Below are 25,632 nucleotides of genomic sequence, written 5' to 3'. Positions count from 1 at the left end.
CCCTTCTGCGCCCCGCGTGAACGCGTGCCGGCACAACGTCGACCGTTGTGGCGTCGGCACGGTCAACGCCGAGGATCGAGTCGGCCGAAGGACACCAGGGTGCGCAAGCTCTGTAGCGTGACGATGCCTCGCCATTCGAGAAGCGCCGCCTGGCTGGGGGGCTCCCACGCGATCGGCCACCCGCCATCGGCTTGCTGGTCGCGCTCCATGCGGTCGAGGTGCGCCTGGATGACCTCGTCGGCGAACAGGCTGCGCCACAGGCTGTCGGCGAAAGGCGCGACGGTCAGCGGGGAAAGCCCATAGCCGGTGTCGTCCGGATCCAAACGGAACCATGACGCCTCGACGAGGCTTTCGCGCACCTTGGCTGCCATCGAACCGGCGCGGTCGCGCTCCGGGGTGTGCTCCAAGAAGACCAGGACCTCGCTCAAAGCGTGAGCGTCGGTGGGCAGGTCCGCCTTGTCGAGCTGTTCCCAGCAATACCGCGCCGCTGCGGGGATCCAGGGGTGGTTCACCCGTAGCCGGTAGAGCAGGCCGACGATCCCCGCGGTGGGGTTGAGGCCCGGCTGATAGGTCCACTCCGTCCAATGCGCCGCCCTCGGGTACGCCTCGATCACCGGGAACGCGAGGGGCACGGCTGCGCGGCAGTCCGCGTCGGCGGCGACCTTGGCGAGATACTCGCACGCACCGTGGACCAGCGACGGATCGACGGTCTGAGCCGCGGTCATCGCCTGAAGAGCGACCTCGACGTCGATGGGCAAGCTGGCAGGACAGCGCTTGTCGGGCTCAAGTCCGTGACCGAAACCGCCGTCGTCGTTGACGTAACCTCTCAGGACGTCGACGACTCCGTTGCCGGGAGCGCCCTCGAAGCAGGTGGCGAACAGGCGCCGTTCAAGAAGCCTGCCCTGGTGTAAGAGGAACTTCCGTCCAGCGGCGAACCGATCGTTCATGAACGCGACGGTATCGCTGGGTGCCGCGGCCCGTCTTGAACGAATCGGACGTGTGCGCTCGGCCTGGGCTCGCGATCTCGTCACGCGGTCAGCCGCCGGAAGGCGTGCCGCCGACTGCTTGTCCAGGCACCGGCCGGCGCGTAACCGTCAGAGCTTCAGCAGCCTCTTCGCGTTTCCGTAAACGGATCCTGGACCGAGTGGTTGGCAGCGGTGGTCAGGTTGAGGCGCCGGCCGAGAAGTGTTGCCGATATCGCTCCGGGGTGGTGGTCAGGTGCCGGGCGAAGACCCGGTGCAGTGTCTCGCCGTGTTTGTAGCCGACCATCCTGGCGATGGCGCCGACGGTCAGGTCCGTCGTCTCCAGCAGGCGGCGGGCCGCCTCGACACGCAGGCTTTCCACGAAGGCGCCCGGGGTGCTGCCGGTTTCGGCGCGGAAGGCACGGGCGAAGCTCCGCTCGCTCATCCCCGCCCGCCGTGCCAGCACGGCCACGCTCAGATCTTCTCCCAGATGGTCGGGCAGCCATTGCTGTACAGCCCGGATCGCCGGGGTCCGTGCGGGCTGCGCACGCAGTTGGGTACTGAACTGTGCCTGGCCCCCGGGCCTTCGGGTGAAGACGACGAACCAGCGGGCGATCAACTGCGCCACCTCGGTGCCGTGGTCGTCCTCGACCAGGGCCAGCGCGAGATCGATGCCGGCGGTCACCCCCGCCGAGGTCCACCGGCTCCGGTCGCGCACATAGATCCGGTCCGGTTCGACGAGCACGCGCGGGAAACGCTCGGCGAGCAGCCGGGTCGACCCCCAATGTGTCGTCGCACGGTAGCCGTCGAGCAACCCGGCCGCGGCCAGCAGCAGCGAGCCCGCGCAGACCGAGGCCACGCGGCGCGACCGCCGAGCGAGTGCCGGAAGCTCCCGGACCACCTCGGCGGACACCGCCGGGTCGAAGACCCCGTTGCCGCCGATCACGATCATCGTGTCGATCTCGTCGTCGCCGGACGCCATCTCCCCCAGCGAGTGCTCGACCTGCATCGTCAGCCCGTTGTCGACGGTGACGACACCGGCGCGTGGCGACGCCGTCACCAGACGGTAGACCGCGGTTTCGGTCGCGGTGTTCGCCGCACCGAGGATGTCCATCGGGCCGGCCAGCTCGATCAGCTGAATGCCGTCGTAGACCACGAGGAGAACGGTGCGAAGCACTGGCATGTCCCTATATTGGCGGTTATAAGGGCTTTGCCGTAATCCGGCATGACCGTCGCACGCGTGTGCTCGTGGCGGAACAGCTCTCCCCGCCAATCACGCGACCGGCCGGCCGGGCCGACCACCCACCTGCCGCACCGGCTTGCCGGCATGCTTCCGCAGGAAGGGAACGATCAGTTCGGCGACTCGATCGCCGAACTGCGAGTGCGGGTAGTGCCCGCCGTCGACGACGGCGACCCGCCCGATGCCGGAAGGCATGGCCGCGACGATCGCCTCGCCTTCGGCCACCGGGTCGGAGAAGTCCGGGTCCTCGGAGCCCATGATCACCAGCGCGGGACACCGTACCCCGGGCAGATGCGCCTCGGCGTCGGCCGGACCGGTCTTGCCGGTCTTCATGAACTCCTCCCATCGGCCGGGCCGTCGGAGTGCCGCCATCAGGCCGTCGATGTGACGACGGCACTCATCCGGCTTGCCGGGATAGGCGACATCGAGGTAGCTGCGCCACAACCTCGGGGACTTCAACAGCAGCGCCCCCATCAACCGCGGTATACCCCGGCGGTACCTCCGGACAGTGAACAACGCGCCGACATCCAGTCGCTGGGACTTGGTGATCGGGTTGATCTCCACGATCGCGGTGACGAGTTCCGGCGCCTGAGCCGCGGCGATGGTGGCGGCGCCGCCGGACAGCGAGTGCCCGACGATCACCGCGGGCCCGCCGAAGTGCCGGATGACCCCGAGCAGGTCACCGGCGACATCGGTGCGGCTGATGGCAGCCTTCCCGGTCACCGACGGCCAGTCGAGGCTGGATTCACCGTGCCCGCGCATGTCCGTGTTCACCACGCGATAGCCCGCGTCGGCCAGCAACGGCACGAGATGGCGATAGTCGTGCCGCCCGCTCCCGATGCCATGCGAGAGCACCACCAATGGCCCGTCACCGATCACATCGCAGGCGATCCGCCCGCCGTCGAGAGTCACGAACTCGGTCATCTGCCGTACCTTCCTGACGCTCCATCAGCCGCGACATCCGCGACACGTCGATTGAACGCCGGACGGCCCCCGACGGGACAACCGCGGGCAGGATCGGTCAGACGGACAGCCGCTCCGGTCAGAGGCTGACCCGAACGGCACGCCGGCCACGTCCACTTGACGCGACCTCCGCGTTGTTCTGGCGGCTCGGCGCACGGGGCCGGCCCGGTTGGAGTCCGGGCCGGCCCCGTGTGGTGGGGCGGGTGTGCGTTACGGCGCGGGGACGCCGTCGAGGATGCCCACCGCGTCGGTGCCCGGGGTGACGACGAGCTTGCGGGTGAGGGTGTAGGAGCCACCCGCCGGCACGTCGACGTTGAACCGGCTCATCACCCAGTTGCCCGCGGCGTAGACGTCGAAGGCGCCGGCCGGCGTGCCGTAGACGAGGCCGAAGACCTGCGGGTCGGTCCCGGTCATGCCGATGTACGGCTTGGTCGGGGCGTACGCCGCCGTCGCACCCGGCGTCACGATGCCGGCGCCCGGGATGACGCTGGCCTGGCCGGCCGCGTCGTGGTCCATCGCGTCACCGGTCCACACGCTGAGTGGAGCCGAGCCGGAGTTGCTCAGCTCCGTCGAGACCGTGGCGAAGTCGTCTCCCCGCTTCAGCGTGTACGTCGTCGCCGCCGTCAGACCCGTGAAGCCCTTGACCGGCCCGGATACCCGGACGACGGCCTTGTCACCGGTCGCCTGGACGATCTGGACGTCGGTCGCCGCCACCGACCGGATGTCCCACGCGCTACTGCCGGTCGGCTGGGTCGCCGAGACGTAGGGCAGGTTGATCCAGTCGAACTGGTCGGCCATGCCGCGGACGGCGACGTCAACCGGCTTGCCGCGGGTGCCGCCGGAGAGCTGCGAGTCGTTGTAGGCGTCGGCGATCGCCATCGAGAGCTTGTCGTTCTCGAGCATGACGTCGCCGTAGCCCGCCTCGACCAGACCCGAGCCGATCTGCTTGCCGTAGCTCGCCTCGACCGTGACCGGGCTCAACGCCACGTCGGCGACGCCGCTGCCCGCCGCCGGTACGGTGACCGTGCCGGTGGCCGTCTGGTAGCCCAGCTTGGACACCCGGACGTCGTACCGACCGGCCGGGGCCTTGACGAGGTACTTGCCCTGGGCGTCGGTGCCGGCGGTCGCGACCGCCGTGCCGGCCTGCTCGAGGGTGACCCGGGCACCGGAGACGGCGGCGCCGCCCGCGGTGATCGTGCCGGCCGCGCGAGCGGCGTCCGGGACGGCCGCGTCGTGCAGGTCGATCTCGTCGGCCCACTTCGCGATGTTGCCGGTGGGGTCGCCGCCGGCCGTCGCGTAGTCGGTCAGGTGGTAGAAGCTGAACTGCTTGGTGGCACCGGGCGCCATCGTGGCGTCGTAGTAGAGACCCTCGATGTAGCCGTACGCGCCGACCGCGGCCGGCGTGTCCAGTGCCCACGCGAGACCGTTGGCGGCCTGGCCGTTCGTGGTGGCCGCGTCAGCACCGACGTAGACGTAGTTCCCGGTCCAGCCCGAGGTCTTCAGACCCGGGTTGACGCCGCTGAACCCCGGGATCCGGCCGTTGTCGGCCGAGCTGTCGGGGTCGATCATGTAGTTGAAGTAGCCCTGGTAGCCCGTCGTGCCGGTGTTGGTCAGCTTGACCGTCATCTTCACGATCGGAGAATCGGGCAGGGTTTCGTAGCGGACCTGCGCCTTGATGGCCGGGTTCGCCCGGTACTGACCGTTGCCGACCACCGCGGCGCCGTCGACCGCGAGGTCGGACAGGTCGAGCTGGTCGTTCGGCCGGTCCCACGAGTCGGGCGGCGTGAGGCTCGGACGCAGCAGCATTTCGCCCCAGTCGAGGGTCTCGGCGCCGTTGGCGTCGTTGAGCATGAGGTCCGTCAGCGCGCCCTGGCCCAGACCACCGGCGAGGTTGTTGCCGCCGACGCCGTTGTCGCCGGCGGCGTACGGCGTCACGGACGCCCGGATCTTGTCGTTGGCCAGGTAGTAGTACTCCTTGCCCGTGACGACGTCCGTGCGCGTGCTGCCGCTGCCGTAGTCCGGCGCGTACGTCGACTTGCCGGCGACCGGGTGGACCACCTTGATCAGTTTCAGGTCGGCCGTCGCGTTGCCGGTGGTGCGGACCGTGACACCGGCGGTTGAGCGGCCGTCGGCGATCAGGCCGCGCTTGGCCGCCGTGACGGTCCAGGTCGACGCCGGCAGACCGATCCGGTAGTGGCCCCGGGCGTCGGTGGTGGTCACCGCGGTGTCCTGACCGTCGGCGACGGCGGTGACCTTCGCTCCGGCGATCGGAGCGCCCGTCTCCGGGTCGCTGACCGTGCCGGTCACGGTCGCCCAGCGCCGTGCGGACTCGCCGCCGGGCACGTAGGCGTAGAGGTTGCCGTCCCAGGCGCCCGCCACGACGGTGTTGCCGCTGACGGCCGGGCCGGCGCCCACCCAGGTGCCGATCTCGTGGCTCCACAGGATCTGGCCGGTGTCGGAGGCCAGGGCGTAGAACTTGCCGTTGTTGGCGCCGACGAAGAGCGTGTCGCCGGCCACGACCGGGCTGGACATGACGCCACCGTGGTAGATGTCGCCGGGCAGCGCCCGCTCCCAGATGACGTTGCCGGTCTGTGCGTCGAGGGCGACGACGGCGCCGCTCGGGAAGCCCATGTAGACGACGCCGTCCTTGACGGCCGCGGCGCTCGGGGTCGAGCCGCTCGAGACGAGCGAGGAGCGCGAACTGTTGTACGTCCACAGCGTTGCGCCGGTCTTGCCGTCACGCGCGACGATGCCGTTGTTGGCGCCGATGAAGACCTTTCCCTCGGCCGCGGTCGGCACGCCGTCCTGCCAGCTGCCGAGCGACTCGGTTCCGGTCCACTTGCGGGCGCCGGTGGCCAGGTCGTAGGCGAGCACGCGGTCGGCGGTCTCGTTGCCGACGTACACGGTGCCGTCCATGACGGCGGGCGTGCCGTCGCTCATGGTCGCTCCGGACATCGGGGAGGCCCAGATCTGCCGCCCGGTGCGGGTGTCGAGCGCCTTGAGGACGCCCTGGCTGCCGATGCCGAAGCGGGTCTGGTAGGGCCAGAGCACCGTGTGGCCGGAGACGGCCGGCGAGTAGTAGCCGTAGGTGCGCTGGTTGTTCGGGGCCGGCGCCTGCTCGGGCACGGCCTTCCAGCGCAGCTCGCCGCTCTTCGCGTCGACGGCGTAGAGCTCCGAGCCGAGGGTCGGCGCGAAGACCAGGCCGTCACCATACGCGAGGCTGCCGTGGATCGACTGCGGCACCTTGACGTTCCACAGCTCCTTGCCGTCCTTCAGCCGGACGGCGTAGATCCGGCTGTTGCCGTCGCCGTTCTCGTCGCGGGTGCCCGCGTAGACGACGCCGTCGTGGATGACCGGCGACCCGGTGAGGAAGGTGCCCTCGGTACGGAAACTCCAGGCCAGGCGGCGGCCGGCCTCCTGCGCCGGCGCGACACCGGAGTGGGCCACGTTGCCGTGGTGCTGGTCCCAGTCACCCCCGGCGACCGGCTTGAGCGCCGGCTCGTGGGTGAGAGTGAAGTCCGCCGACTTGGTCCAGGTCTTGCCTGCCGCGTCGACCACCTGCACGTCGACGCTGTGCTTGCCGGCCTTCTGCCGGTTGTGGGGCAGGTCGCCCTGCCAGGTGAACTCGCCGCTGTGGTGCAGCGGCATCCAGTTCTTGTCGCCGTCGATCCGGTAACGCGCCGAGACGACCTCGTCGCCGGTGTCGTACGCGTTGATCTGGATGCCCGGGAACTTCTCGGCCGGCACCTTCGAGCCGGGCGCGGGGCTGACGATGGTGAGGTGCTCGTTCTCGCCGTACATCCGGAACGGGTTGTCGAAGCCCCGGCCCGCCATGTGGATGTAGCGGAAGCCGCGGGGCGCGTTGTCGATCGTGTACGAGCTCGACACGGTCTGGATGTGCTTGGCGGTCGAGGCGAACGCCGAGTTGTTCTCGACGTGGTTGGAGTGCTCGTGGCCGACCAGGATCAGCTGCGCCTTGTACTTCTCGAGCACGTCACCGAAGGCGTCGTACTCCGACGGCGAACCGAACGGGACGTTCATCGGCTGATGGGTGAGGACGACGAGCTCGATGTCGTTCCTCGGGTTGTCGTCGAGCGGGACGCTCGCGGCGAGGTCGGCCTTGAGCCAGTCAAGCTCCTCGTCGAACGGCGCCGAGCCGTTGTTCTCGAGCACCACGAAGTGCCGGTTGCCGTAGCTGAACGAGTACCACTCCGGACCGACGTTCTTGCGATAGTTGTCGATCTTGTCCGCGTACGCCGACCCGCTCGCGTACTCGTGGTTGCCGACGGCCGGCCACACGCCGACGGCCGACTGCTGGGCGCCGCGACGATACGTGTCGAACTGCCCCTGGCTGGCGTCGTTGGTGAGGTCGCCGCTGACCGCGATGAAGCGCAGATCGGTGCCCGTGGAGTTGATCTCGCGGATCTGGTCGGGCAGCTGTGCGTTGACGTGCGGGTCGGCGATGTTGGCCCAGGAGAAGGTGTCGCCGTCTGAGAGGCCGTCACGGACGAGCGCGAAGTCCGCGGTCGGCGTGGCGTCGTCGGCGAGCTGGCCCAGGTTGGCCCAGAACCTCGGCTCCTTGTACTCGTCCAGGCCGAACCGGTAGCCCCGCGGCTGGCCGGCCCACACGATGTCCGTCTTGCGACGGTCGGTGGAGATCGTCAGCGAGTAGGAGCCGTCGGCGGCGGTCGTGGTGGCGACCTTGCCGTCGGAGACGCGGACGCCGGCCAGGCCGACCTCGTCGGGGTCGCGCCGGCCGTCGCCGTTGGCGTCGACGTACGCGACACCGCTGACGGTGGCCTCCGGCGGGTCGATGGCGGCCGCCGCGTAAGACGCGAGCGGGCCCGCCACCACGCTGGCGGCAAGCCCCAGCGTGGTGGCGTACAGGACGACGCGCAGGCGCGCGCGCGTCCAGGTGAACGCGGACATCGGGATCCTTCGGGGTGGGGAGAGGGGCTGTCAGGTCAGGAGCGGCGAGCGTTCGACGAACCAGACCAGACCGGCACCGGCGACGGCGACGGTCGCCGCGACGGTGCCGAGCATGAGGGCGCGGGCGGCGACCGGCGTGGTAGCGACCCTGCGCAGGAACAGCAGCGCCGGGAAGGCGAGCGCGATGATCGTCAACTGGACGAGTTCGATGCCGACGTTGAAGGAGACCAGGTCGGCCAGTGTCGAGGCCGACAGCGGGCCGTCGACGCTGAGCGCGCCCGCGAAGCCGAGCCCGTGCAGCAGCCCGAAGCCGAGGACCACGGGCAGCCGGTGGCTCGTCTTCGGCGAGAGCAGGTTGTCGAGCGCGACGAAGGCGATCGACAGCGCGATGAGCGGCTCGACGATCCACCCGGGCACGCTGACCCAGCCGATCGCGGCCAGCACCAGGGTCACCGAGTGCGCGACCGTGAAGGCCGTGGCGACCTCGACGACGTCGCGCAGCCGCTTCGCGCCCAGCAGCAGGGCCAGCAGGAACAGCACGTGGTCGAGCCCGAACAGCAGGTGCTCCGCCCCGAGCCGGACGAACCGCGGGATCTCGCTGAGCAGGTCGGTGCGCCCCACTGTGACGCTGGTGTGGGCGGTGTCGAGCAACGTCGAACCGCGGCGGCCATCGATGTCGTAGGCCACCAGCGTGGTGGTCTCGTCGACGACGCCGTCGGAGGCGCGGAAGATGTCGCTGCGGACGGTGAGCATGCCGGACGCCGGGCAGTCGTAGGCGAGCGCGACCCGCGCCGCGCCGGAGTCGGCGAGTTCGACGCGGGCGTCGTCCTCAGCGGTGCACCCGATCGCGCCGCGGCTCAGCCGCAGCCGCCCGCCGACGTACGCCGCCACGTCGCTCGTGTGCGCGTCCAGCGAACGGCGCCGCACCTCGGTCGGCACCTCGGGGGCCGCGCCGTCCACGCCGACCGCGTCCGGGCTCAGGGCACCGTCGAGACTCAGCAGCCGGGCGAGGACGTCGTACTCCACGTCGACGACGGCCGCGACGCCGTCGCCCTGGCCGCGCAGGTCGACCGAGACCGAGGTCGCGCGGACGTGCGCCTGCGCCGGAGCGGCGACGAGGAGCACGGCGACAAGGGCGGTGAGGAACGCCAGGAGACGCACAGGCAGGCACTTCCGTCGTGGGGGGAACGGCGGTCGTTTCCCAACCCTGCAGTGCTCGCTCCGCACCCGGCAACTCGAGACGGCCCAATTCACCGACCCTTCCGCTGCCGGTCACCCACCGGCCGAAAGCCGGGTTTCTGGGCGCCGAAAGCCGGGTTTGTCGCCCGGCTACGCCGCCCGCGTACGAAGCAGGGTGACCCCGCGCGGCAGCGGCCGGGAACGCCGACCGTGGAGCACCAGGCTCACGACTGGCAGCGCTTGAGGCCGTCCGGCGTGAAGCACGGCAGGTGCCCGAAGGCCTTCAGCACCTCCTGGCCGTTGCCTCTGATCACGTAATGGAGGAAGCTCGAGGTCAGGGAGTCGAAGGCCGGTGCGCCGTCGGTGTAGGCGTACTCGATCTCGGTGAAGCGGTAGGTGTCGTCTCCGATGGCCTTGATCGATGGCTCGTGGCCGTCGATGTTCACCGTGTGCAGGCCCTTGGTGGTGGCGGCGGCCCCGAGTTCGCTGTAGCCGATGGCGCCCTCCAGCCGGGCGACGGTCTTGAGCACCTCACCGGTGCTGCCGAGTTCGCAGCGGACGACCTTGTCCTGAGGGGAGTTCTTGTTCTCGCAGTCCCGGGAGGTGAAGGCGGGCTCGCCCTGACCGTCGAGGATGCGCCGGCGGAGCAGGTCGCGGGTACCGGAGTTGGCGTCCCGGCTGACGAGCCGGATGGGGAGGTCGGGGCCGCCGAGGTCCTTCCAGTTGACGACATCGCCCCGATAGACCCGGCGTATTTCGTCGACCGTCAGATTCTTGACGTTCACCTTGTCGTTGACCACCAGGGCGAAGGCCGCGATGGCGACCCGGTCCTCCCTCAGTTGCGTGAAGCTTGCCGGCTTGGGGCCGTCCGAGAGCGCGAGCAGGGCCGGCGAACCGTTGCCCGCGCCTCCCGCTTCCACGACTTCCCGCACGCCCTCGTTGCTGCCGTGCGCGTCCACGGTGATCTCTGAACCCGGGCACTCCGCGCCGTACCGACTGGCCAGTTCCTTCATGGCGGGGGCGAAGGCCGTGGAGCCGACCACCCTGAGTCTTCCCGTTGCGCAACCGATGGGGGGCGCCGGCTGCCGGAAGACGATGATGCCCGCGAGCGTGAGGAGGCAGACGGCGAGCACGATGGTGGTCCCCAAAGCGGGCTTGCTGAACAGGGGTGGCTTGTCGTCGACCGACATGCTGCGGGTGCGTTCCACCTTGCCGTCCTGGATGCCCCCGGTGACGTCGATCTTGTCGCCGGCGCGGCCTCCGCTCAGCAGCACGAGCAGCTTGAAGTGCTGGTCTTCATTGAGCGGCACGCGGGGCAGCCGGATCGTGTTGCCGTTGTACTGCATCCCTCCCTTGCCCTCGACCGGGACGAAGTGGCCCAGCAGATGCTCTGCCTTGGCGTCGGGGATGACCTCGACGCTTCGTACGGTGCGCTCGGCGAAGACCACGGTGAGGCCGTGATTCTTGTCGGGGTTGGTGTAGTCGGCGTCGGAGATGCTGCTCGTGCCGGTGTTCTCGATGCGGACGAGCGCAAGGGTGGGATTGGACATGCCGGGTTGATCGGTGAAGAGCCCGAGCGGCGCGTCCGGCTGGGCCTGTCCGTCGCCGGCGTTGCCACCGATGGAGGTGTCCATCTGCACGCGGTGGCCGATGTGTTTTCCTCGGCGGGTCCGGAGTTGGTACACGGCGCCGGCGGCGGGGGCCACGAGGCCGAGCAGCGCCGCCACCACGGCGACGACGTTCTCGGGGGTCAACCAGTCCACGCGCGCGACGCCCCCTGTGAATGTCCCTGGAATCCGCATGGCAATGAGCCATATCTGATCTTTGGTCACCATATGTGGCGACAATGAGGATCAGAGTGATTTAACGGACCAGCTCTCCGATGTTCGTCAAGAGTTCGGCTCACGCCCTGGCGATGAAGTGGAGAACGGCCCCCACTTCGGCAGGACCATGACCGATCGAAGGCTCAGCGCGACGCGCCAAGCGGCACGCAGAGCCTGACCGTTCCGCCGTAACGGCGGAGCCGCGCTGCGCCACGAGTCGTCCTTATCCTGCTGCGATGGAAATCGCCCTCAACGCCTGATCTGCCAGGTGCGCCGGAACTCGGAGACCCCGGCCTCCGGCCCACGGCGGTAGAGGTAAACCAGGGTTCGGCCGGTGAGGGCCATCGCCAGGGCAGCCGTCAACGGCCAACTGGTGATTCCGGCCGCAAGCATGACGACGCAGACGGTCGGCGCCATGCTCGTGAAGGCTGTGAGGGCCACCGTGGTGCGGGTCCACCGGAATCGATGTGCGATCGAGAACTGAGACCGCTCATAAAGGACGAGGGCCGTGCTGCTCACCACGCCGACGACGACCGCGGACCAGCGCACCCCGGGGCCCTGCGCATAGGTGATGGGTAACGATACGAGGAAGGGAAGGACGCCCCCGTACTCGGACAGGACGTTCCCCCACTTCATGACCCTCCCGAAGGAGTTGGAGCGGATGCGGGCGAGCTCTCCCGACGCGCTCGCATAGATGATCAGCGACATCGTGGTGGCGAAGGTCGCTCCGATCAGCAGCAGGCGCACGTCGTCGGGATAGCGCGACGATACGAAGGAGAACCCGAGGAGGAAGGTGATCGCGGCAAGTATGGATCCCGAGAAGGCGATGCCCGCTGCTGCCTCTCCCGACTGCAGGGACGCCGGATCGTCCTGCTCGAACCGGGATATCTCGAAGGCGGGTTCACTGGAGAGCGTGGCGAGCGCCGTCACCGCGTGGTCGCTCGGAGACAGCGATTCGACCAACTGGTCAGGACGAGAGAGCGGCACCAGATGCCGTGCATCCGGGTCGACGTACTCCACCTTGATCTTGTGCTGGTAGTAGAGCTGCATAGCCTGCTCGGGGGTGCTGGACCTCATCACCCTCGTCGCTATGAAGCCGCAGGAGAGCAACAGGCCCGCGACCTCGAGGTCCGTCACATCGATGACTGTGGCGACGGTCCCACCTACGGCCTCGATCTTCCCTGCTTCCTGCAGCACCTCCCCGATGAGCATCGTGCCGATCCCCTGTCGGCGCCGCTCGTGACGGACGGCGACGGACGCGATCCGCACGTGGTTCGGCAGGGGTTTTTCGACGGCCACATAACCTGCGACCTCCCCGTCGACCTCCGCCACCCGCACCAGTCCGCGGGCGACAGCGTCGCCGAGCAGCGGCAGCGCCGTCGGCGAGCCACCGGCGTGCGCCGCCTTTGCCAGCGCGACCAACGCCGCGATGTCCTCAGTGCGAGCGGCTCGTGTCGTCAGACTCATCGCGTTCGATACCTCTCCCTGGATCCCACTGGATCGCGCCTCCCTTGACTCGGCGGCGAGATCCACCAGGCGTGGGCCGCGGATGAGCAGGTGAACGGCTCACTCGTGCGGTGAGGACCTTTCAACGGCATGTATACGCCGAGGATTCTCCGGTAAGTGAGATCGCCAGGGAAGTGGCTATCGGGCTGAACCGTCCCGAGATCGGTGGAGTCTCGTTGCGCCGCCGCCTCGTGTGTCCGACGGCCATCCACACACGAGTTACCGGTACAGCAGCTGAACGACGGCCACGGTGCCGACCACCACGATGAGGGTGCGCAACACCGTGGAGGTTGGACGCCGCCCTACAGCCGGCGATCGCTGTGAGCCGGGCACTGGTCGTCTGCGTGAGAGTGGCCCAGCGCCGGCTGAATGAATCCGCCGTAGTTCTGCTCGAGGAGTTCGGCGAAGCGGATGGGGGTGAGGTCTTCGTACATCGGCCCGATGATCTGAGCGCCGATCGGGACGCCGTCGCTTGAGTGCGCGATCGGCGCGACCGTGGAGGGCAGCCCGGGGGCGCTGGCGATTCCGGCCCAGACGAGTTGGTCGGGGTAGTCGTAGCTCGTGCCGTCGATCGAGATGGTGCGCGCCCACTGGTCGGCGCTCTGGTCGTGCGCGAACGCGGCCGTCGGGGAGGGTGGGCAGATGACGATGTCGAATTCGGTGAAGAGCGTGGCCCACGCATCTCGATGACGGACGCGGATCGCGTCCGTCTCGATCCATTCGCGATGGCTCAGGACGGCACCGCGTACCCGCTCCGCTGCGAGGCTCGTGTCGTCGGGATCGACACCCGCCGCGGCGACGCGAGCCTGTTCGTACGCCGGAGGCGGATAGAACGCCGCGATCGAGGCGAGCAGCAGACGCATGTACACCCGGGCCGCTTCGATCGGGTCGGGGAGCAGAACTCCGTCCCGGCTCACCTGGGCGCCGGCGGCCCGAAGATTCCCGGCGAGCTCGCCCAGTGCCACGCGCACGTCGGTCGAGGTCGGAATGAGCGGGTGATCGTCGACGACGAGCACCCGGAAGCCGGCCAGGTCGTCATGCCGTGCCGGCCTCATGGCCGTTCGGCGCGCGATGCCGATTCCCGTCTCGCCGGTCTCAGACAGGACGCCGAGCAGCAGGGCGAGGTCCTGAGCGCTGCGTGCCATCGGGCCGATCACGCTGAGGTCGCGGCCGTACTCCAGCGGCGCGCTCGGCGGCGCGGTGTGCCCTCGGGACGGCAGGAGCCCGAAGGTGGACTTGTGCGCGTAGACACCGGTGAAGTGCGCGGGCACCCGGAGCGACCCGGCGATGTCGGAGCCGATGGAAGCGGCTCCGAATCCGGCGGCGAGCGCGGCCGCCGATCCTCCCGATGATCCTCCCGGCGTCCGGCTGAGATCCCAGGGATTGTTGGTGGTGCCGTAGATCGGGTTGTAGGTCTGCAGGTCTCCAAGGGCGACGGGCACGTTCGTCTTTCCCAGGATCACCGCGCCGGCCGCCTTCAGCCGCGCGACCGCGACGGCGTCCTCGGCCGGCACGAAGCCGGCGAACGGCGGGATCCCCCACGTGGTCGGCAGGCCGGCGACGTTGAAGGACTCCTTGACGGTCATCGGGATGCCGAGCAGCCGGCCGCTCTCGCCGCGGGCACGGGCGGCGTCCGCGGCACGGGCCGCCTGGAGCGCGCGGTCGAAGTCGCGCACGACGATCGCGTTGATGTCCGGGTCGAGGCGCTCGATCCGATCGATCGCCTCCTCGGCGAGATCGACCGCCGACACCTCGCCTCGGTCGAGGAGGGAGGTCAGTTCGGTCACTGTGCGATAAGCGTCATCAACGCCATTCATGGCGGCTTCCTCCCGGGCGCAGGGCGCGCGCCTGCGTGTGACTCACTGCTGACTTGATGATTCAGTAGTCAGAGGCTAGCGTCTAACTACTCATTCACATAGTCAGGGGAGGGCGCATGCCGGTCGGCTTCGAAGGCGCCCGCCGCACGCAGAGCACGGATGCGGTCGTGGCGTTGCCGTCCTGCGGCCATGACAGGGGCCGGATCGGCCCGCGCGGCCACGCGCTGCCGTGCGCGTGCGTCGCCCTCCTACCAGAGCGAGAAGAAGCTGCGCAGCGGGTGGGGATGGTAGGAGTCGAACAGCGCGAAGTTGATGAAGGGGGTGGCGGCCACTCCGAGCAGCGCGAAGGTGCGGTTGAGCTTGGTCATCGTCTGCACGTAACCGCCGTCGCCCCCGGCGTCGACGGCTCCGTCCGGGGAGGGCTCCTCCTCGGAGACGAGCCAGTCGGCCGGGGATTCGCGTCGTGCGGCCACCTTGCCGACCAGGGCCGCGGCGCCGGTGACAACCGTGGCGGCGACAAGCACGTCCTTGGCGGTCACCATGACCTTCGCGTCTTTGCCGAGGGACCGGCCGTACAGAGTTCTCCGCTCACTCAGCCAGCCGGTCGCGATGGCGGCGTTGACGAGCAGTTCGTACAAGGAGTCGCTCATGCTGAGCCGAGCGCCGGTGGCCGTCTCCGCGGACCTGCCGCCGGCTCCGGGCCCCCCGGCACGGCCGACCGTAGGTCTGCCGAACGCGGCGGCGGCCAAGCCGAGGCGGCCGATCGAAGCGGCCGTGGTCTGCACGATCGTCATAATCGTCCCCGCCGGTTCCCTCAGGTGAACAGCCGGAAGATCGTTCCGGGCCGGTAATCGCGCAATATGTTGAAGTTCACGCGGGGAGTGAGCCCGATCGCACCGGCCGCAAAGGCGCGGTTCAGCATCTTCATCACCGTGAGGCAACGGTAGTAACGCTTCCCGCGCCGGGAGGCGTCGGACGTGAGATTGCCCTCCGCGTCCAGCGGCAGCCCCTGCGGGAACTCACGCTTGACGAGTTGACCCGCGGCGATGGTGGCGATGTTCGTGAGCGCGGATCCGATGACGGCGAGATCCTTCAGGCTGACCGCGTCGTCGGTCGCTTGATCGAGGTGGTGTTGCGTCCTCAGGGTGTGCTGCTCGATCAGCCAGCCCCCGGCGAGCATGGTGTTCGCCGCGACGTCGTACCTGGTCCACAGCCCTTTGGCTTCAGCGGGACCTGTCGTGCTGGGGCGCGGTCGCTGCGGACTACCAGCGAGAGCAGCGGCAGCCCCCAGTTGATGGATGGATGCCGCAGAAGTCGTGAGCAAACTCATCAGTGACCCCCGTGTCGAATGCGGCCCCTAGGGCTTCCCACGGCGAGCCGCGAGATTGACGGGTCATTGCTTCGCCTTCCAATCAAGCCTGTGGCCAGCCGTTTCCCGTGTCAAGCGGACCTCCGGGCGCCGCACTGGGTGGGGCCGCGTATACAGGGCCACGGGCCGTCTCGTGACTGTCGGCGGCGTCGGGGCTCCGCCTTCTTCGGCGTGATGGGCATGCGCCGCCACTTCGCCGTCCGCGCCTGCCTCGGCGGGCCTCGCAGCCGGAAACGGCCCGCCGCCTTTTACGTTGTAGATTCCTAGCGGCGGCCCCGCCAAGGACGTTCAGCGCGGCCCCAGGATGCGCAGTTGCAGCATCGCCGCGAACCGCTGCTCCGGGTCGTTCAGGTCGAGCTCGCCCACCTCGACGACCCGGCGCAGACGGTAACGCAGCGTGTTCGGGTGGATGAACAGGGCGGCCGCCGCTTTGCCCACGTCGCCGAGCGCGTCCAGCCAGGCCTCGAGGGATTCGACCAGGCCCGCGTTGTTGCGCTCGTCGTACTCCATCAGGCGGGCGATCGCGCCGCCGGGGCGTTCGTCGCGGGCGGCGGCGAGGTCGCGCAGTTCCAACATCAGAGCGAGCGTCTGGACGTCGTCGAGGCGGGCCACCCGAAGGCCGGTGTGGCCCTCACGCATCACCCGCAGCACGCGGTCGGCCTGCGCCTTGCCGTGGACGATGGCGCTGATGTCCGAACCCGCCGGGGCGACCGCCACGATCGCGTGCAGATTGCCGTCTACGCGGTCGACGAAGTCGGCGGCCAGCCGGGCGACCCGTTGCTCGGGGTCGGCCGCCGGCGTGACCACCGGCAGCAGGCCGTAGACCGTGCCGCCGACGGCGGCGACGGCGGAGGAGGGCACGGTCGCCGACAGGTGCACCGACAGGGCGTCGGCCAGGCGTTCGAGGTCGGCGTGCGCGTGGTCGTCGTCGACGAGCAGGCAGGCGCTCACGATGACCAGGCGGCGGCCGGACAGGCCGAGCCGGCCCAGCGCGTCCCGCGCCCCGGCGCCGCCTTCCAGGACGGTGCCGATGAGGTCGGTCCGCAGTCTGCGCTGGACGTCGGCGCCGCCCCGCAGCCGCAGCAGGTGCAGCGCGACCAGTTTCGACGCGTCCAGCAGGGCCTGGATCCGTTCACCGTCGACCTCGCCGTCCATGGCGGCCCAGATCGAACCCAGGACCTCGTCACCGGCGCGGACCGCGATGGCGACGCGTTGCACCGTCATGCCCTCGTAGCCCAGGTCCAGGGGGCTGACGACGACCGGGGCGTGGTAGCGGTAGAGGTCGCGGAAGACCCCCATCTCGGTGAGCCGGGTGGCGTACCGTTCGGGCACCTGGCGGCCGATGACGGTCTCCACCCGGGAGGGGTCCGTCTCGTCCTGGCGGCCGGAGAAGGCGAGCACCCGCGAGTTGCGGTCCTCGATGGTGATGGGGGCGTCGAGGAGGGCGGCCACGGCGTTGGCCACCGCGAACAGGTCACCGGACGGCAGGCCGCCGAGGGACTCGTGGCCGGTGACCCCGATGTCGCCTTCGGCGAGCATCGCGCGGATGAGGGCGGTGAGCTGCGCCCAGGTGGCGCCCCGGCGCAGTCCGATCAGGGCCACGCCGCTGTCCTGGACGGCCGCGCGCACCTCCGGGGTCAGGGCGACCGGCGCCCGTACGACCAGGCCCGCCGTGCCGTGGTCACCGAGTGCACGCAGCAGCGGCGCCAGGGTGCCGCTCGCCGGGTCGACCCCTACACCCAGCACCAGCGAGCGGGGGGCGAGTACGGGTTCGTCGAGCGGGTCGAAGATGGCCAGGGCGCTGATGCCCTCCGGCTGGTCGACGTCGCCGGCGACGAGTTCGAGGAGGGTGGAGCCCAGGTCGTCCAGGACCCGGCCGAGGCTGGCACGCGGTCGCTGACTCACGCCCGGCAGTTTAGGCGCGCTACTCAGAAGTCGATCAACTCCACCGAGGTCGTCACCCGCTCCAGCAGTTCCGGTACGGGGGTGACGCCGAGACCGGGGCCTGCGGGCACCGGGACGTGTCCGTCCACCAGGACGATCGGCTCGGTGATGTCGGTCCGGTAGAAGCGGTCCGACGCCGAGACGTCGCCGGGCAGCGTGAAGCCGGGCAGGGCGGACAAGGCGATGTTGGCGGAGCGGCCGAGGCCCGTCTCCAGCATGCCGCCGCACCAGACCGCGATCCCGTGGGCGGCGGCCAGGTCGTGGATCCTCCTGGCCTCCAGGTATCCGCCGACCCGGCCGGGCTTGATGTTGATGATCTGGCACGCGCCGAGCGTGATGGCCGCGGCGGCCGTCTGCGCGGACACGACGGATTCGTCCAGGCAGATCGGCGTCGCCAGCTCCCGCGCGAGCGCGGCGTGCCCGAGGACGTCCTCCTCCTCCAGCGGCTGCTCGATCAGCAGCAGGTCGTACGCGTCGAGCTTGGCCAGGTGACGGGCGTCGCGCAGGGTGTAGGCGGTGTTGGCGTCGACCTGTAGCGGCACGTCCCCGCCGAACCGGTCGCGTACAGCGGCCACCGGAACCAGGTCCCAGCCCGGTTCGATCTTGAGCTTGATCCGGGCGTACCCCTCGTCCAGATAACCCTCGACGGCGGCCAGCAATTGAGGGATCGAGTCGTGGATGCCGACCGACACACCGCTGGGGACCCGGTCGGCGACGGCGCCGAGCTCGCGGCCGAAGGAACGGCCGAGGGCGCGCAGTTCCGCGTCGAGGATCGCCATCTCCACCGCGGCCTTGGCCATCCGATGCCCCTTGACCGCGTGCAGCAGGCCGGCGACGGCGGCGGCGCCGAACCGGGCGAGCGCGGCCTGACTCTCCTGCGTGGCCAGTCGCGGCAGCAGGAACCGGCGCAGGACGTCCTGCTGGGAGTCGACGTACTCGGCCGAGTAGAGCGGGTCGGCCAGCGCGACGCATTCGCCCCAGCCTTCGGCGTCGTCGGTCACCACCTTGATCAGCAGGATGTCGCGCTCGGTCTGCGTGCCGAACGAGGTACGGAACGGCGACACCAGCGGCATCGAGACACGGCGGAGTTCGATTCCGAGCAGCTTCATCAGTACTCCAGATCGACGAGGTAACCGAGGCCGAGGTCGAAGTCGACGACGCGCCCCCCGGAGGCCATCAGCGGCTCCAGTTCGGCGCGGAGCCCGCGGCGCCAGGCCGCGGCGGCGGCCGAGTCCGCGGCGCGCAGGGCCTCGATGTCGGGCGGGGTGGCGACACGGCGGCTCGACGGGCCGCCCGTGGGGCGGTCGAAGGGCGTCCCCGCGCTGGCGGCGACGACCCTCGGCGCGAGCAGGCTCCAGCGCACCAGCAGCCGGTCGGAGTCGTCGGCGCCGTTGATCGCGTCGTGCATCGCGCCGTAGAAGTTCGGCAGGTACTCCACCGGCAGCGCGCCCAGTTTGACGATGTTGAAGTAGGCGTTGCGGCCGACCAGCGGGTCGTACGTCCACTCGATCGTCGTGATGCCGCGGGTCAGGGCCCAGGCGCGCTGGTGCAGCTTGAGCGCCATGCCGACGCTGCGGCCCTCCATGCCGGGGGCGACCCCGGCGACGTGACTGTGCAGGGTACGGGCCGCCGGTTCCTCGTGGAAGCCGATGCAGACGCCGACGAGCCGGTCACCGTCGTAGGCGCCCGCGGCGTAGTTGCCCGCCTTGGTCAGCGCGCGCAGGAACTCCATCGTGATCAGCGGGCGGCCCCAGATCTCCAGCAGCAGGTCGATCATGGCCTGGGCTTCGTCCAGGTCCTGGAGTTCCCTGATCGCCACGCCCGCGTTCTCGGCCCGTCTGCCCGCGTCCCGCGCCGCCAGGTCGAGCATGCTCACGACTCGTCCTCCAGAAGTTCGGCGACCAGTTCGCGCAACAGCGCGGTGCGGCCGGCCAGCAGGTCGACGACGACATGCTCATGGTCGGCGTGGGCTCCGGCGCCGACCGCGCCCAGGCCGTCGAGGGTCGGGGTGCCGACGCCGGCGGTGAGGTTGCCGTCGGAGGCGCCGCCGACGGCCGTGCCGGACAGGGTCGGCAGGCCGAGCCGGGCCGCGACGGCGGCGGCCCGGCCGAACAGCTCCCGGCTGGACGACTCCTCCAGCGGGGGCCGGTTGACGCCTCCCCCGATCTCGATCACGGCAGCGGGGTCGAGCGGCGCCAGCGCGCGCAGCGCGTGGTCGACGCGCAGTTGCTCGCGGTGGGTCCACGCGCGCACGTCGACCGCGAACGAGCCGTGGGCGGGCACCGTGTTCGCCGTGGTGCCCGCGGCGAACACCGTCGGGGTGACCGTCGTCCCGGCCGCCGGGTCCGACAGGGCGCTCGCCGCCAGGGCCAGGCGGGCCAGTTCGAGAGTGGCGTTGACGCCCTTGTCCGGTTCCAGCCCGGCGTGGGCGGCCCGGCCGGTGACACGCACGTCGTACAGGGACACGCCCTTGCGGGCCGTCTTGAGGGCGCCGCCGTCGGCCGAGGCCTCCAGGACGAGCGCCGCCTTGGACCGGCGGGCCTCCTTCTCGATCAGGGCGGCCGAGCTCGGCGAGCCGAGCTCCTCGTCCCCGGTCACGAGCAGGGTGACGCCGGTGCGCTCGGGCAGGCCGGCGACGGCGTGGATCGCCATCACCAGGCCGGCGAGCATGTCGAAACAGCCGGGGCCGCGCACCACCCCGCCGGTCAGCCGGTACGGCCGGGCCGCCAGCGTGCCGATGGGCCAGACCGTGTCGTGATGGGCCAGGAGCAGGACCTGGCGGTCGCCGTCCCCGAACCGCCACCGCAGGTGCGACCACCCGTCCAGGGTGATGCGCTCGGGCACCACGCCGAGTCGCGCGGCGCCGACGCGGGCGACCAGGTCCGCCGACCGGGCGACCGCGGCCCGGTCGGCGGAGGGCGACTCGCACTCGACGAGCGCCCTGAGGTCGGCGAGGAACGTCTCGATGCTGACGGGCACGGTCAGCCGTGCTTCTTCGGGGTCGCGCGGGCGCCGTAGTGCACGTACTCCTCGCCGGTGGGCAGCGAGTAGAACGTCACGGGGACCCACGACTCCATGCCTTCGGGGCGGACCGCGTACAGGGCGGGGGCGACGGGGGTCATCTCGTAGATCTGGACGGGGGTGCCCTCCAGCTCGGCGATCGGCCCGGTCACCGTGATGCGCAGGGTCGGCTTGCCGTCCTCCTCCAGCACCTCCATGCGGACCGATTCCCGAACGTACGTGCCGGCGTACGGGGCCAGGTCGGTGGTCACCGGCTCGGCCGGGGGCTCGAACGGCTCGGGCAGCCGGACCCCGGTGAGGTCGGAGAAGATCTCGTCGTACAGATCGACGAACAGGTCGTGGGTGTGGCCGCCGTTGGTCGTGAGCGCGACCGCGACACCGGCTTCCGGCAGGATCCTCAGGAACGCCGCCTGGCCGATGGTGTTGCCGTCGTGGCCGTAGGCGCGGTGGCCGTGCCAGTCGCAGCGGAACCAGCCCAGCCCCCACGAGTCGCCGAGCAGGAGCTTTTCCGGGCAGTCGGTCTGGTACGCGGACATCGCCTCGGCACTGTCGGCCGACAGGACGCGAGTGCCGTCGGAGGCGAGCCCGCCCAGCAGGTGCATGCGGGCGAAGGCGAGCACGTCGGAGACGGTGGACGTGATCAGCCCGGCCGGGCCGACCGCGCGGGGCAGCCCCCACACCGGGGCGACCACCGGGTCGTCGCCGCCCTTGACGTGACCCATCGAGTGGGCGAAGACCATCGCCTCCTCGGGCAGCGTCGTCGTGTGGGTCAGGCCGAGCGGCGCGAACAGCTTGGCCTTGATCGCCTGGTCCCAGGTCTGGCCGGTGAGGACCTCGATGATCCGGCCGAGTACCGAGTAGCCGGCGTTGCAGTAGGACCAGGTGGCGCCGGTGGGGTGGTTGTGCGCCACGTCGGCCAGCAGGGCGACGTACTTCTCCAGGGCGTCGTCGCCCCGGCCGGTGTCGGTGAACAGGTCGCCGTCGATGCCGCTGGTGTGGGTGAGCAGGTGCCAGACGGTGACCCCGGCGGTGGTCTCCGGGTCGCGCAGCCGGAACTCCGGCAGGACCTCGGCGACCGGGGTCTGGAGGGTGAGTGCGCCCTCGTCGACCAGTTGCATGATGACGGTCGCCGTCCACACCTTGGAGATCGAGCCGATCTGCCAGACGGAGTCGGTGGTGGCGGGCTGGCCGGTGCCGGCGTGCAGCAGGCCGGTGGCGGCGGTGAGCAGTTCGTCGTCCGCGCCGTCGGCGCCGAGGCGGAGGATGCCGAGCTGGGCGCCGGGGACGCCGTGCTTGGCGGCGAGTTCGTCGAGGCGGTTCTGCCAGTGGGCCTGGTCGAGGGTCACGTCTGCTCCTTCAGGGGAACTGCGCCGGGGATGGCGGCGAGGAGGTGGCGGGTGTAGTCGTGGCGGGGCGCGCCGAGCACCTGGGCGGTGGGGCCGAATTCGACGATCTGCCCGTTGTGGAGCACCGCCACGTGGTCGGCGACGTACCGGACTACGGCCAGGTTGTGGGAGATGAACAGCATCGACAGGCCCAGGTCGCGGCGCATGTCACGGATCAGGTTGAGCACGGCGCCCTGCACGGACACGTCCAGCGCCGAGGTGATCTCGTCGGCGAGGATCACCTGCGGCCGGGCGGCCAGCGCCCGGGCCAGCGCGACCCGCTGCCGCTGCCCGCCCGACAGGCGCACGGGCAGGTCGGCGGCCCGGGCCGCGTCCAGGTGGACCAGCGCGAGCAGGCGCGTGATCTCCGCCTGGCGGGCCGTCCTGCCCAGGCGCTCCGGCATGGCCTCCGCCAGGCTCTCCCCCACGGTCATGCGGGGGTCCAGGGAGGAGTACGGGTCCTGGAAGACCATCTGCACCGGGCGGCGGCCTCTGTTCGGGACGGGTCTGCCGTCGAGCAGGATCTGCCCGCCGGTCAGGGGCGCCAGCCCGACGGCGGCCCGGGCGAGGGTCGACTTGCCGCAGCCCGACTCGCCGACCAGGCCGACGGTCTGCCCGTCGGCCACCTCGAGGCTGACGTCGTCCAGCACGGTGTGCGAGCCGTACCGGACGCGGACGTCATGGAAGCTGAGCGTGCTCATACCGGGACCTCCGTGCTCTTGTGGCACGCCACGCCGGCCACCAGCGCGGGGGCGACCGCCCGGCAGTGGTCGTCGGCGAGCGGGCAGCGGGGCGCGAACGCGCACCCGGCCGGAACATGGACGGGGTCGGCGGGCAGCCCGGGGATGACGGCGAGCGGCCGGCTCAGGTCGGTGTCCATGTCCGGCACGGCCGCCACCAGCGCCCGCGTGTACGGGTGCCGCGCGAGCGTGCGCAGGTCCTTGGCGGGCAACTCCTCGACGACCCGGCCGGCGTACATCACCAGCACCCGGTCGCACACGTCGGTCACGACCGAGACGTCGTGGCTGATGAGCAGGAGGGCGGCGCCGGTGTCGCGGCGTACCTCGGCGAGCAGTTCCAGGACCTGCCGCTGCACGGTGACGTCCAGGGCGGTGGTCGGCTCGTCGGCGATGATGAGCCGGGGGTCGCCCATGAGGCCCATTCCGATCATCGCCCGCTGCCGCATGCCGCCGGAGAACTCGAAGGGGTACTGGCGCGCGCGCCGTTCGGGCTCGCGGATCCGTACCGCGCGCAGGCGGTCGACCGCGCGCGCGAGGGCGGCCTTGCGGCCCATGCGCTGGTGGAAGCGGCTCACCTCGGCCAGTTGCGGCCCCACCCGGTGCGCCGGGTTGAACGACGTCATCGGGTCCTGGAAGACGATCGCCAGCGAGGTGCCCAGGCGCCGGTGGGCGCCGGCGGCCATGAGATCCTCGCCCGCGACGAGGAGGTGGTCGGCCTCGACGCGTACCGGCGGCTCGATGAGCCCGGCCACCGCCAGCGCCGTCAGCGACTTGCCGGAGCCGGACTCGCCGACCACTCCGACGGCCTCGCCGTCGGAGAGGGCGAACGTGACCCCGCGCACCGCACGGATCGGACCGGCCGGGCCGGGGATGGTCACCCGCAGGCCCTCCACCGACAGGACCGTCCCGGGGACGGCAGGCGTGGCGGCGACCGGTTCGCGGGGCTCCTCCAGGGAGCGGGCCCCGCCGGGCAGGTCGCCGAGGCCGAAGACCGCCGCGAACGCCTCACCGGTGAGGTTGAACGCCAGGCCGGCCAGGACGACGGCGATGCCGGGGGCGAGCGCGGCCAGCGGGTGGACGTAGATTCCGTTGAGCCCGTCCTGCATGAGCTTGCCCCAGTCGTAGGACGGCGACTGCACGCCCAGCCCCAGGAAGGACAGCCCGGCGAAGGTCAGCAGCACCCCGCCGGCCGCCATCGTCGCGTTCACGATGAGCGGCTCGGCGACGTTCGGCAGCACATGGCGAAGCAGCACCCGGATGCGGCTCACCCCGGCGATGCGCGCCACCGCGATGTAGTCCCGCTCGGAGACGGCGGCCATGAGGGTGTGGCACAGCCGGGCGAACGCGGGTGCCCCGGCCACGCCGACCGCGAGCGCGGCCCCCCGGGCGCCGACGCCGAAGACGACGGCGAAGAACAGGACGAGCAGCAGGCCGGGGAAGGCCACCAGCACGTTGACGGCCGAGGTGACCAGGCGGCCCAGCCGCCGTCCGAGCAGCATCGGCGCGGCCCCCAGGAGGATGCCCAGCACCAAGCTGATCGCCGTCGCCGCCACCGCGAGCACGATCGAGAGCCGGGCGGCCACCAGCACCCGGGCGAACAGGTCGCGGCCGAGGTTGTCGGTGCCGATCCAGTGCTCGGCCGACGGCCCGGCCAGCAGGTTGCCGGTGTCGACGGCCGCGGCCCGCCCGCCCCACAGGACGGGCCCGAACGCTGCGGCCAGCAGTACCAGGGTCAGCAGCCCGAACCCGGCGAAGCCGACCGGCCTGAGCAGAACACGTGCCGCCCGCATGTCAGCTCTCTCCGATCGCCGAACGGGGGTCGAGCAGCGCGAGCACCACGTCGACGAGGGTGTTGACCAGCAGGACGCCGGCGCCGTACACCAGGACGGTGCCCTGGACCATCGGGTAGTCCTTGGCGACGATCGAGGAGACGATCGAGGAGCCGAGCCCCGGCCACGCGAAGACGTTCTCCACCAGCACCGTCCCGGCCACCAGCGAACTCAGCAGCAGCCCGCCGAGCGTCAGGCTCGCCGTCACCGCGTTCGGCAGGGCGTGCACGAGGTGCACCCGCAGCGACGTGAGCCGCTTGGCCCGCGCCGTACGGACGTAGTCGGTCTCCAGCACCGCGAGCATCTCCACCCGGACGATGCGCGACAGCACCGCCGCCGGGCCGATCGCCAGGGCGAGCACCGGCAGCACGTAGGAGTCGAGCCCGTCGCGTCCGGCCACCGGGAACAGGTGCGTCTGCACCGCCAGCAGGTAGACCAGGCCGACACCGAGCAGGAAGTCGGGGATCGCGCCGACGACGACGTTCGTGCCGGTGAAGGCCAGCTCCGTGCGTCTGCCGCGGCCGCGGCGGGTGAGCATCGCCATCACCACGCCCACGGGGACCGCGACGGCCACCGCGAGCAGGAACGCGGCCACGGCGAGCTGGGCCGTGGCGGGCAGCCGCTGGGCGATCGTCTCGCCCACCGGGAGCCGGCTGGAGATCGACACTCCCAGCTCACCGTTCAGCAGGTGGCGCAGGAAGGTGACGTACTGCCGCCAGAGGGGTTCCAGCAGGCCGAGCTCCTGTTTGCGGGCCAGCACGAGGTCGGCCGGGGCGGTCGGGCCGAGCGCTGCGCGTACGGGATCGCCAGGGACCAGGTGGATCATCAGGAACGCGGCGGTCACCAGCACCCAGAGCGACACCAGCAGCCGCGCCGCGCGCCGGAGCGCGAAGCGCGGCCACCGGCCGCTGGTCGGGATCTTCAT

Annotated in this window: 18 protein-coding genes; all 18 read right to left on the bottom strand. The window is 70.6% G+C overall.

Translation table 11 applies throughout. The features are described from left to right. Window positions 1–62: 62 nt before the first annotated feature. Window positions 63–947 (bottom strand): hypothetical protein, encoded by an 885-nt coding sequence (locus tag Pmi06nite_RS36250; protein WP_203957735.1) that lies wholly within the window; start codon window positions 945–947, stop codon window positions 63–65. Between the two features lie 214 nt (window positions 948–1,161). After that, window positions 1,162–2,145 carry a GlxA family transcriptional regulator gene (locus tag Pmi06nite_RS36245; RefSeq protein ID WP_203957734.1) on the bottom strand — a complete coding sequence of 328 codons (984 nt, stop codon included), beginning with the start codon at window positions 2,143–2,145 and terminating at the stop codon, window positions 1,162–1,164. Between the two features lie 90 nt (window positions 2,146–2,235). Beyond that, window positions 2,236–3,126 (bottom strand): alpha/beta fold hydrolase, encoded by an 891-nt coding sequence (locus Pmi06nite_RS36240; protein ID WP_203957733.1) that lies wholly within the window; start codon window positions 3,124–3,126, stop codon window positions 2,236–2,238. Between the two features lie 249 nt (window positions 3,127–3,375). Beyond that, on the bottom strand, window positions 3,376–8,094 hold the full coding sequence (locus Pmi06nite_RS36235; protein WP_203957732.1) for an outer membrane protein assembly factor BamB family protein: 4,719 nt from the start codon (window positions 8,092–8,094) through the stop codon (window positions 3,376–3,378). A gap of 30 nt (window positions 8,095–8,124) precedes the next feature. After that, entirely contained in the window at window positions 8,125–9,255 is a 1,131-nt protein-coding gene (locus tag Pmi06nite_RS36230; protein WP_203957731.1) for a HupE/UreJ family protein, read from the bottom strand. A 242-nt stretch (window positions 9,256–9,497) separates the two neighbouring features. After that, a complete protein-coding gene (locus Pmi06nite_RS36225) occupies window positions 9,498–11,036 on the bottom strand; it encodes a PstS family phosphate ABC transporter substrate-binding protein (RefSeq protein ID WP_203957730.1) in 1,539 nt (512 codons plus the stop codon). Between the two features lie 309 nt (window positions 11,037–11,345). Then, window positions 11,346–12,563: a GNAT family N-acetyltransferase gene (locus Pmi06nite_RS36220; RefSeq protein WP_203957729.1), complete on the bottom strand. Its 1,218-nt coding sequence runs from the start codon at window positions 12,561–12,563 to the stop codon at window positions 11,346–11,348. A 341-nt stretch (window positions 12,564–12,904) separates the two neighbouring features. Next, window positions 12,905–14,419 carry an amidase gene (locus Pmi06nite_RS36215; RefSeq protein WP_203957728.1) on the bottom strand — a complete coding sequence of 505 codons (1,515 nt, stop codon included), beginning with the start codon at window positions 14,417–14,419 and terminating at the stop codon, window positions 12,905–12,907. Between the two features lie 248 nt (window positions 14,420–14,667). After that, the gene (locus tag Pmi06nite_RS36210; RefSeq protein ID WP_203957727.1) at window positions 14,668–15,213 is read right to left on the bottom strand and encodes a hypothetical protein; all 546 of its coding nucleotides are present in this window, start codon (window positions 15,211–15,213) and stop codon (window positions 14,668–14,670) included. A 20-nt stretch (window positions 15,214–15,233) separates the two neighbouring features. Beyond that, entirely contained in the window at window positions 15,234–15,749 is a 516-nt protein-coding gene (locus tag Pmi06nite_RS36205; RefSeq protein WP_203957726.1) for a hypothetical protein, read from the bottom strand. A 327-nt stretch (window positions 15,750–16,076) separates the two neighbouring features. Continuing rightward, a complete protein-coding gene (locus Pmi06nite_RS36200) occupies window positions 16,077–17,693 on the bottom strand; it encodes a PucR family transcriptional regulator (RefSeq protein ID WP_203957725.1) in 1,617 nt (538 codons plus the stop codon). A gap of 23 nt (window positions 17,694–17,716) precedes the next feature. After that, window positions 17,717–18,841 (bottom strand): o-succinylbenzoate synthase, encoded by a 1,125-nt coding sequence (menC, locus tag Pmi06nite_RS36195; RefSeq protein WP_203957724.1) that lies wholly within the window; start codon window positions 18,839–18,841, stop codon window positions 17,717–17,719. Continuing rightward, on the bottom strand, window positions 18,841–19,602 hold the full coding sequence (locus tag Pmi06nite_RS36190) for a GNAT family N-acetyltransferase (protein ID WP_203957749.1): 762 nt from the start codon (window positions 19,600–19,602) through the stop codon (window positions 18,841–18,843). Before Pmi06nite_RS36190 ends, menC begins: the two co-directional genes overlap by 1 nt. Before the next feature lie 2 nt (window positions 19,603–19,604). Then, the gene (locus tag Pmi06nite_RS36185) at window positions 19,605–20,711 is read right to left on the bottom strand and encodes a M20/M25/M40 family metallo-hydrolase (protein WP_239114441.1); all 1,107 of its coding nucleotides are present in this window, start codon (window positions 20,709–20,711) and stop codon (window positions 19,605–19,607) included. A 2-nt stretch (window positions 20,712–20,713) separates the two neighbouring features. Beyond that, window positions 20,714–22,099, bottom strand: coding sequence for a serine hydrolase domain-containing protein (locus Pmi06nite_RS36180; RefSeq protein ID WP_203957723.1), 1,386 nt, complete (start codon window positions 22,097–22,099; stop codon window positions 20,714–20,716). Continuing rightward, the gene (locus Pmi06nite_RS36175; RefSeq protein ID WP_203957722.1) at window positions 22,096–22,839 is read right to left on the bottom strand and encodes an ABC transporter ATP-binding protein; all 744 of its coding nucleotides are present in this window, start codon (window positions 22,837–22,839) and stop codon (window positions 22,096–22,098) included. Before Pmi06nite_RS36175 ends, Pmi06nite_RS36180 begins: the two co-directional genes overlap by 4 nt. Further along, window positions 22,836–24,668 carry a dipeptide/oligopeptide/nickel ABC transporter permease/ATP-binding protein gene (locus Pmi06nite_RS36170; RefSeq protein ID WP_203957721.1) on the bottom strand — a complete coding sequence of 611 codons (1,833 nt, stop codon included), beginning with the start codon at window positions 24,666–24,668 and terminating at the stop codon, window positions 22,836–22,838. The genes Pmi06nite_RS36175 and Pmi06nite_RS36170 overlap by 4 nt, the downstream gene beginning before the upstream one ends. A gap of 1 nt (window position 24,669) precedes the next feature. Continuing rightward, window positions 24,670–25,632, bottom strand: a complete 963-nt coding sequence (locus Pmi06nite_RS36165; protein ID WP_203957720.1) for an ABC transporter permease — start codon at window positions 25,630–25,632, stop codon at window positions 24,670–24,672.

The sequence above is a fragment of the Planotetraspora mira genome (assembly GCF_016863275.1).
GTDB lineage: Bacteria > Actinomycetota > Actinomycetes > Streptosporangiales > Streptosporangiaceae > Planotetraspora > Planotetraspora mira.
This window is presented reverse-complemented; position numbering and strand designations above follow the sequence as displayed.

Bases quoted from the DNA above. Each gene is read 5' to 3' on its own strand.
- Pmi06nite_RS36250 (WP_203957735.1), bottom strand. From the start codon at position 947: ATGAACGATCGGTTCGCCGCTGGACGGAAGTTCCTCTTACACCAGGGC.
- Pmi06nite_RS36245 (WP_203957734.1), bottom strand. From the start codon at position 2,145: ATGCCAGTGCTTCGCACCGTTCTCCTCGTGGTCTACGACGGCATTCAG.
- Pmi06nite_RS36240 (WP_203957733.1), bottom strand. From the start codon at position 3,126: ATGACCGAGTTCGTGACTCTCGACGGCGGGCGGATCGCCTGCGATGTG.
- Pmi06nite_RS36235 (WP_203957732.1), bottom strand. From the start codon at position 8,094: ATGTCCGCGTTCACCTGGACGCGCGCGCGCCTGCGCGTCGTCCTGTAC.
- Pmi06nite_RS36220 (WP_203957729.1), bottom strand. From the start codon at position 12,563: ATGAGTCTGACGACACGAGCCGCTCGCACTGAGGACATCGCGGCGTTG.
- Pmi06nite_RS36215 (WP_203957728.1), bottom strand. From the start codon at position 14,419: ATGAATGGCGTTGATGACGCTTATCGCACAGTGACCGAACTGACCTCC.
- Pmi06nite_RS36210 (WP_203957727.1), bottom strand. From the start codon at position 15,213: ATGACGATCGTGCAGACCACGGCCGCTTCGATCGGCCGCCTCGGCTTG.
- Pmi06nite_RS36205 (WP_203957726.1), bottom strand. From the start codon at position 15,749: ATGAGTTTGCTCACGACTTCTGCGGCATCCATCCATCAACTGGGGGCT.
- menC (WP_203957724.1), bottom strand. From the start codon at position 18,841: ATGAAGCTGCTCGGAATCGAACTCCGCCGTGTCTCGATGCCGCTGGTG.
- Pmi06nite_RS36190 (WP_203957749.1), bottom strand. From the start codon at position 19,602: ATGCTCGACCTGGCGGCGCGGGACGCGGGCAGACGGGCCGAGAACGCG.
- Pmi06nite_RS36175 (WP_203957722.1), bottom strand. From the start codon at position 22,839: ATGAGCACGCTCAGCTTCCATGACGTCCGCGTCCGGTACGGCTCGCAC.
- Pmi06nite_RS36170 (WP_203957721.1), bottom strand. From the start codon at position 24,668: ATGCGGGCGGCACGTGTTCTGCTCAGGCCGGTCGGCTTCGCCGGGTTC.
- Pmi06nite_RS36165 (WP_203957720.1), bottom strand. From the start codon at position 25,632: ATGAAGATCCCGACCAGCGGCCGGTGGCCGCGCTTCGCGCTCCGGCGC.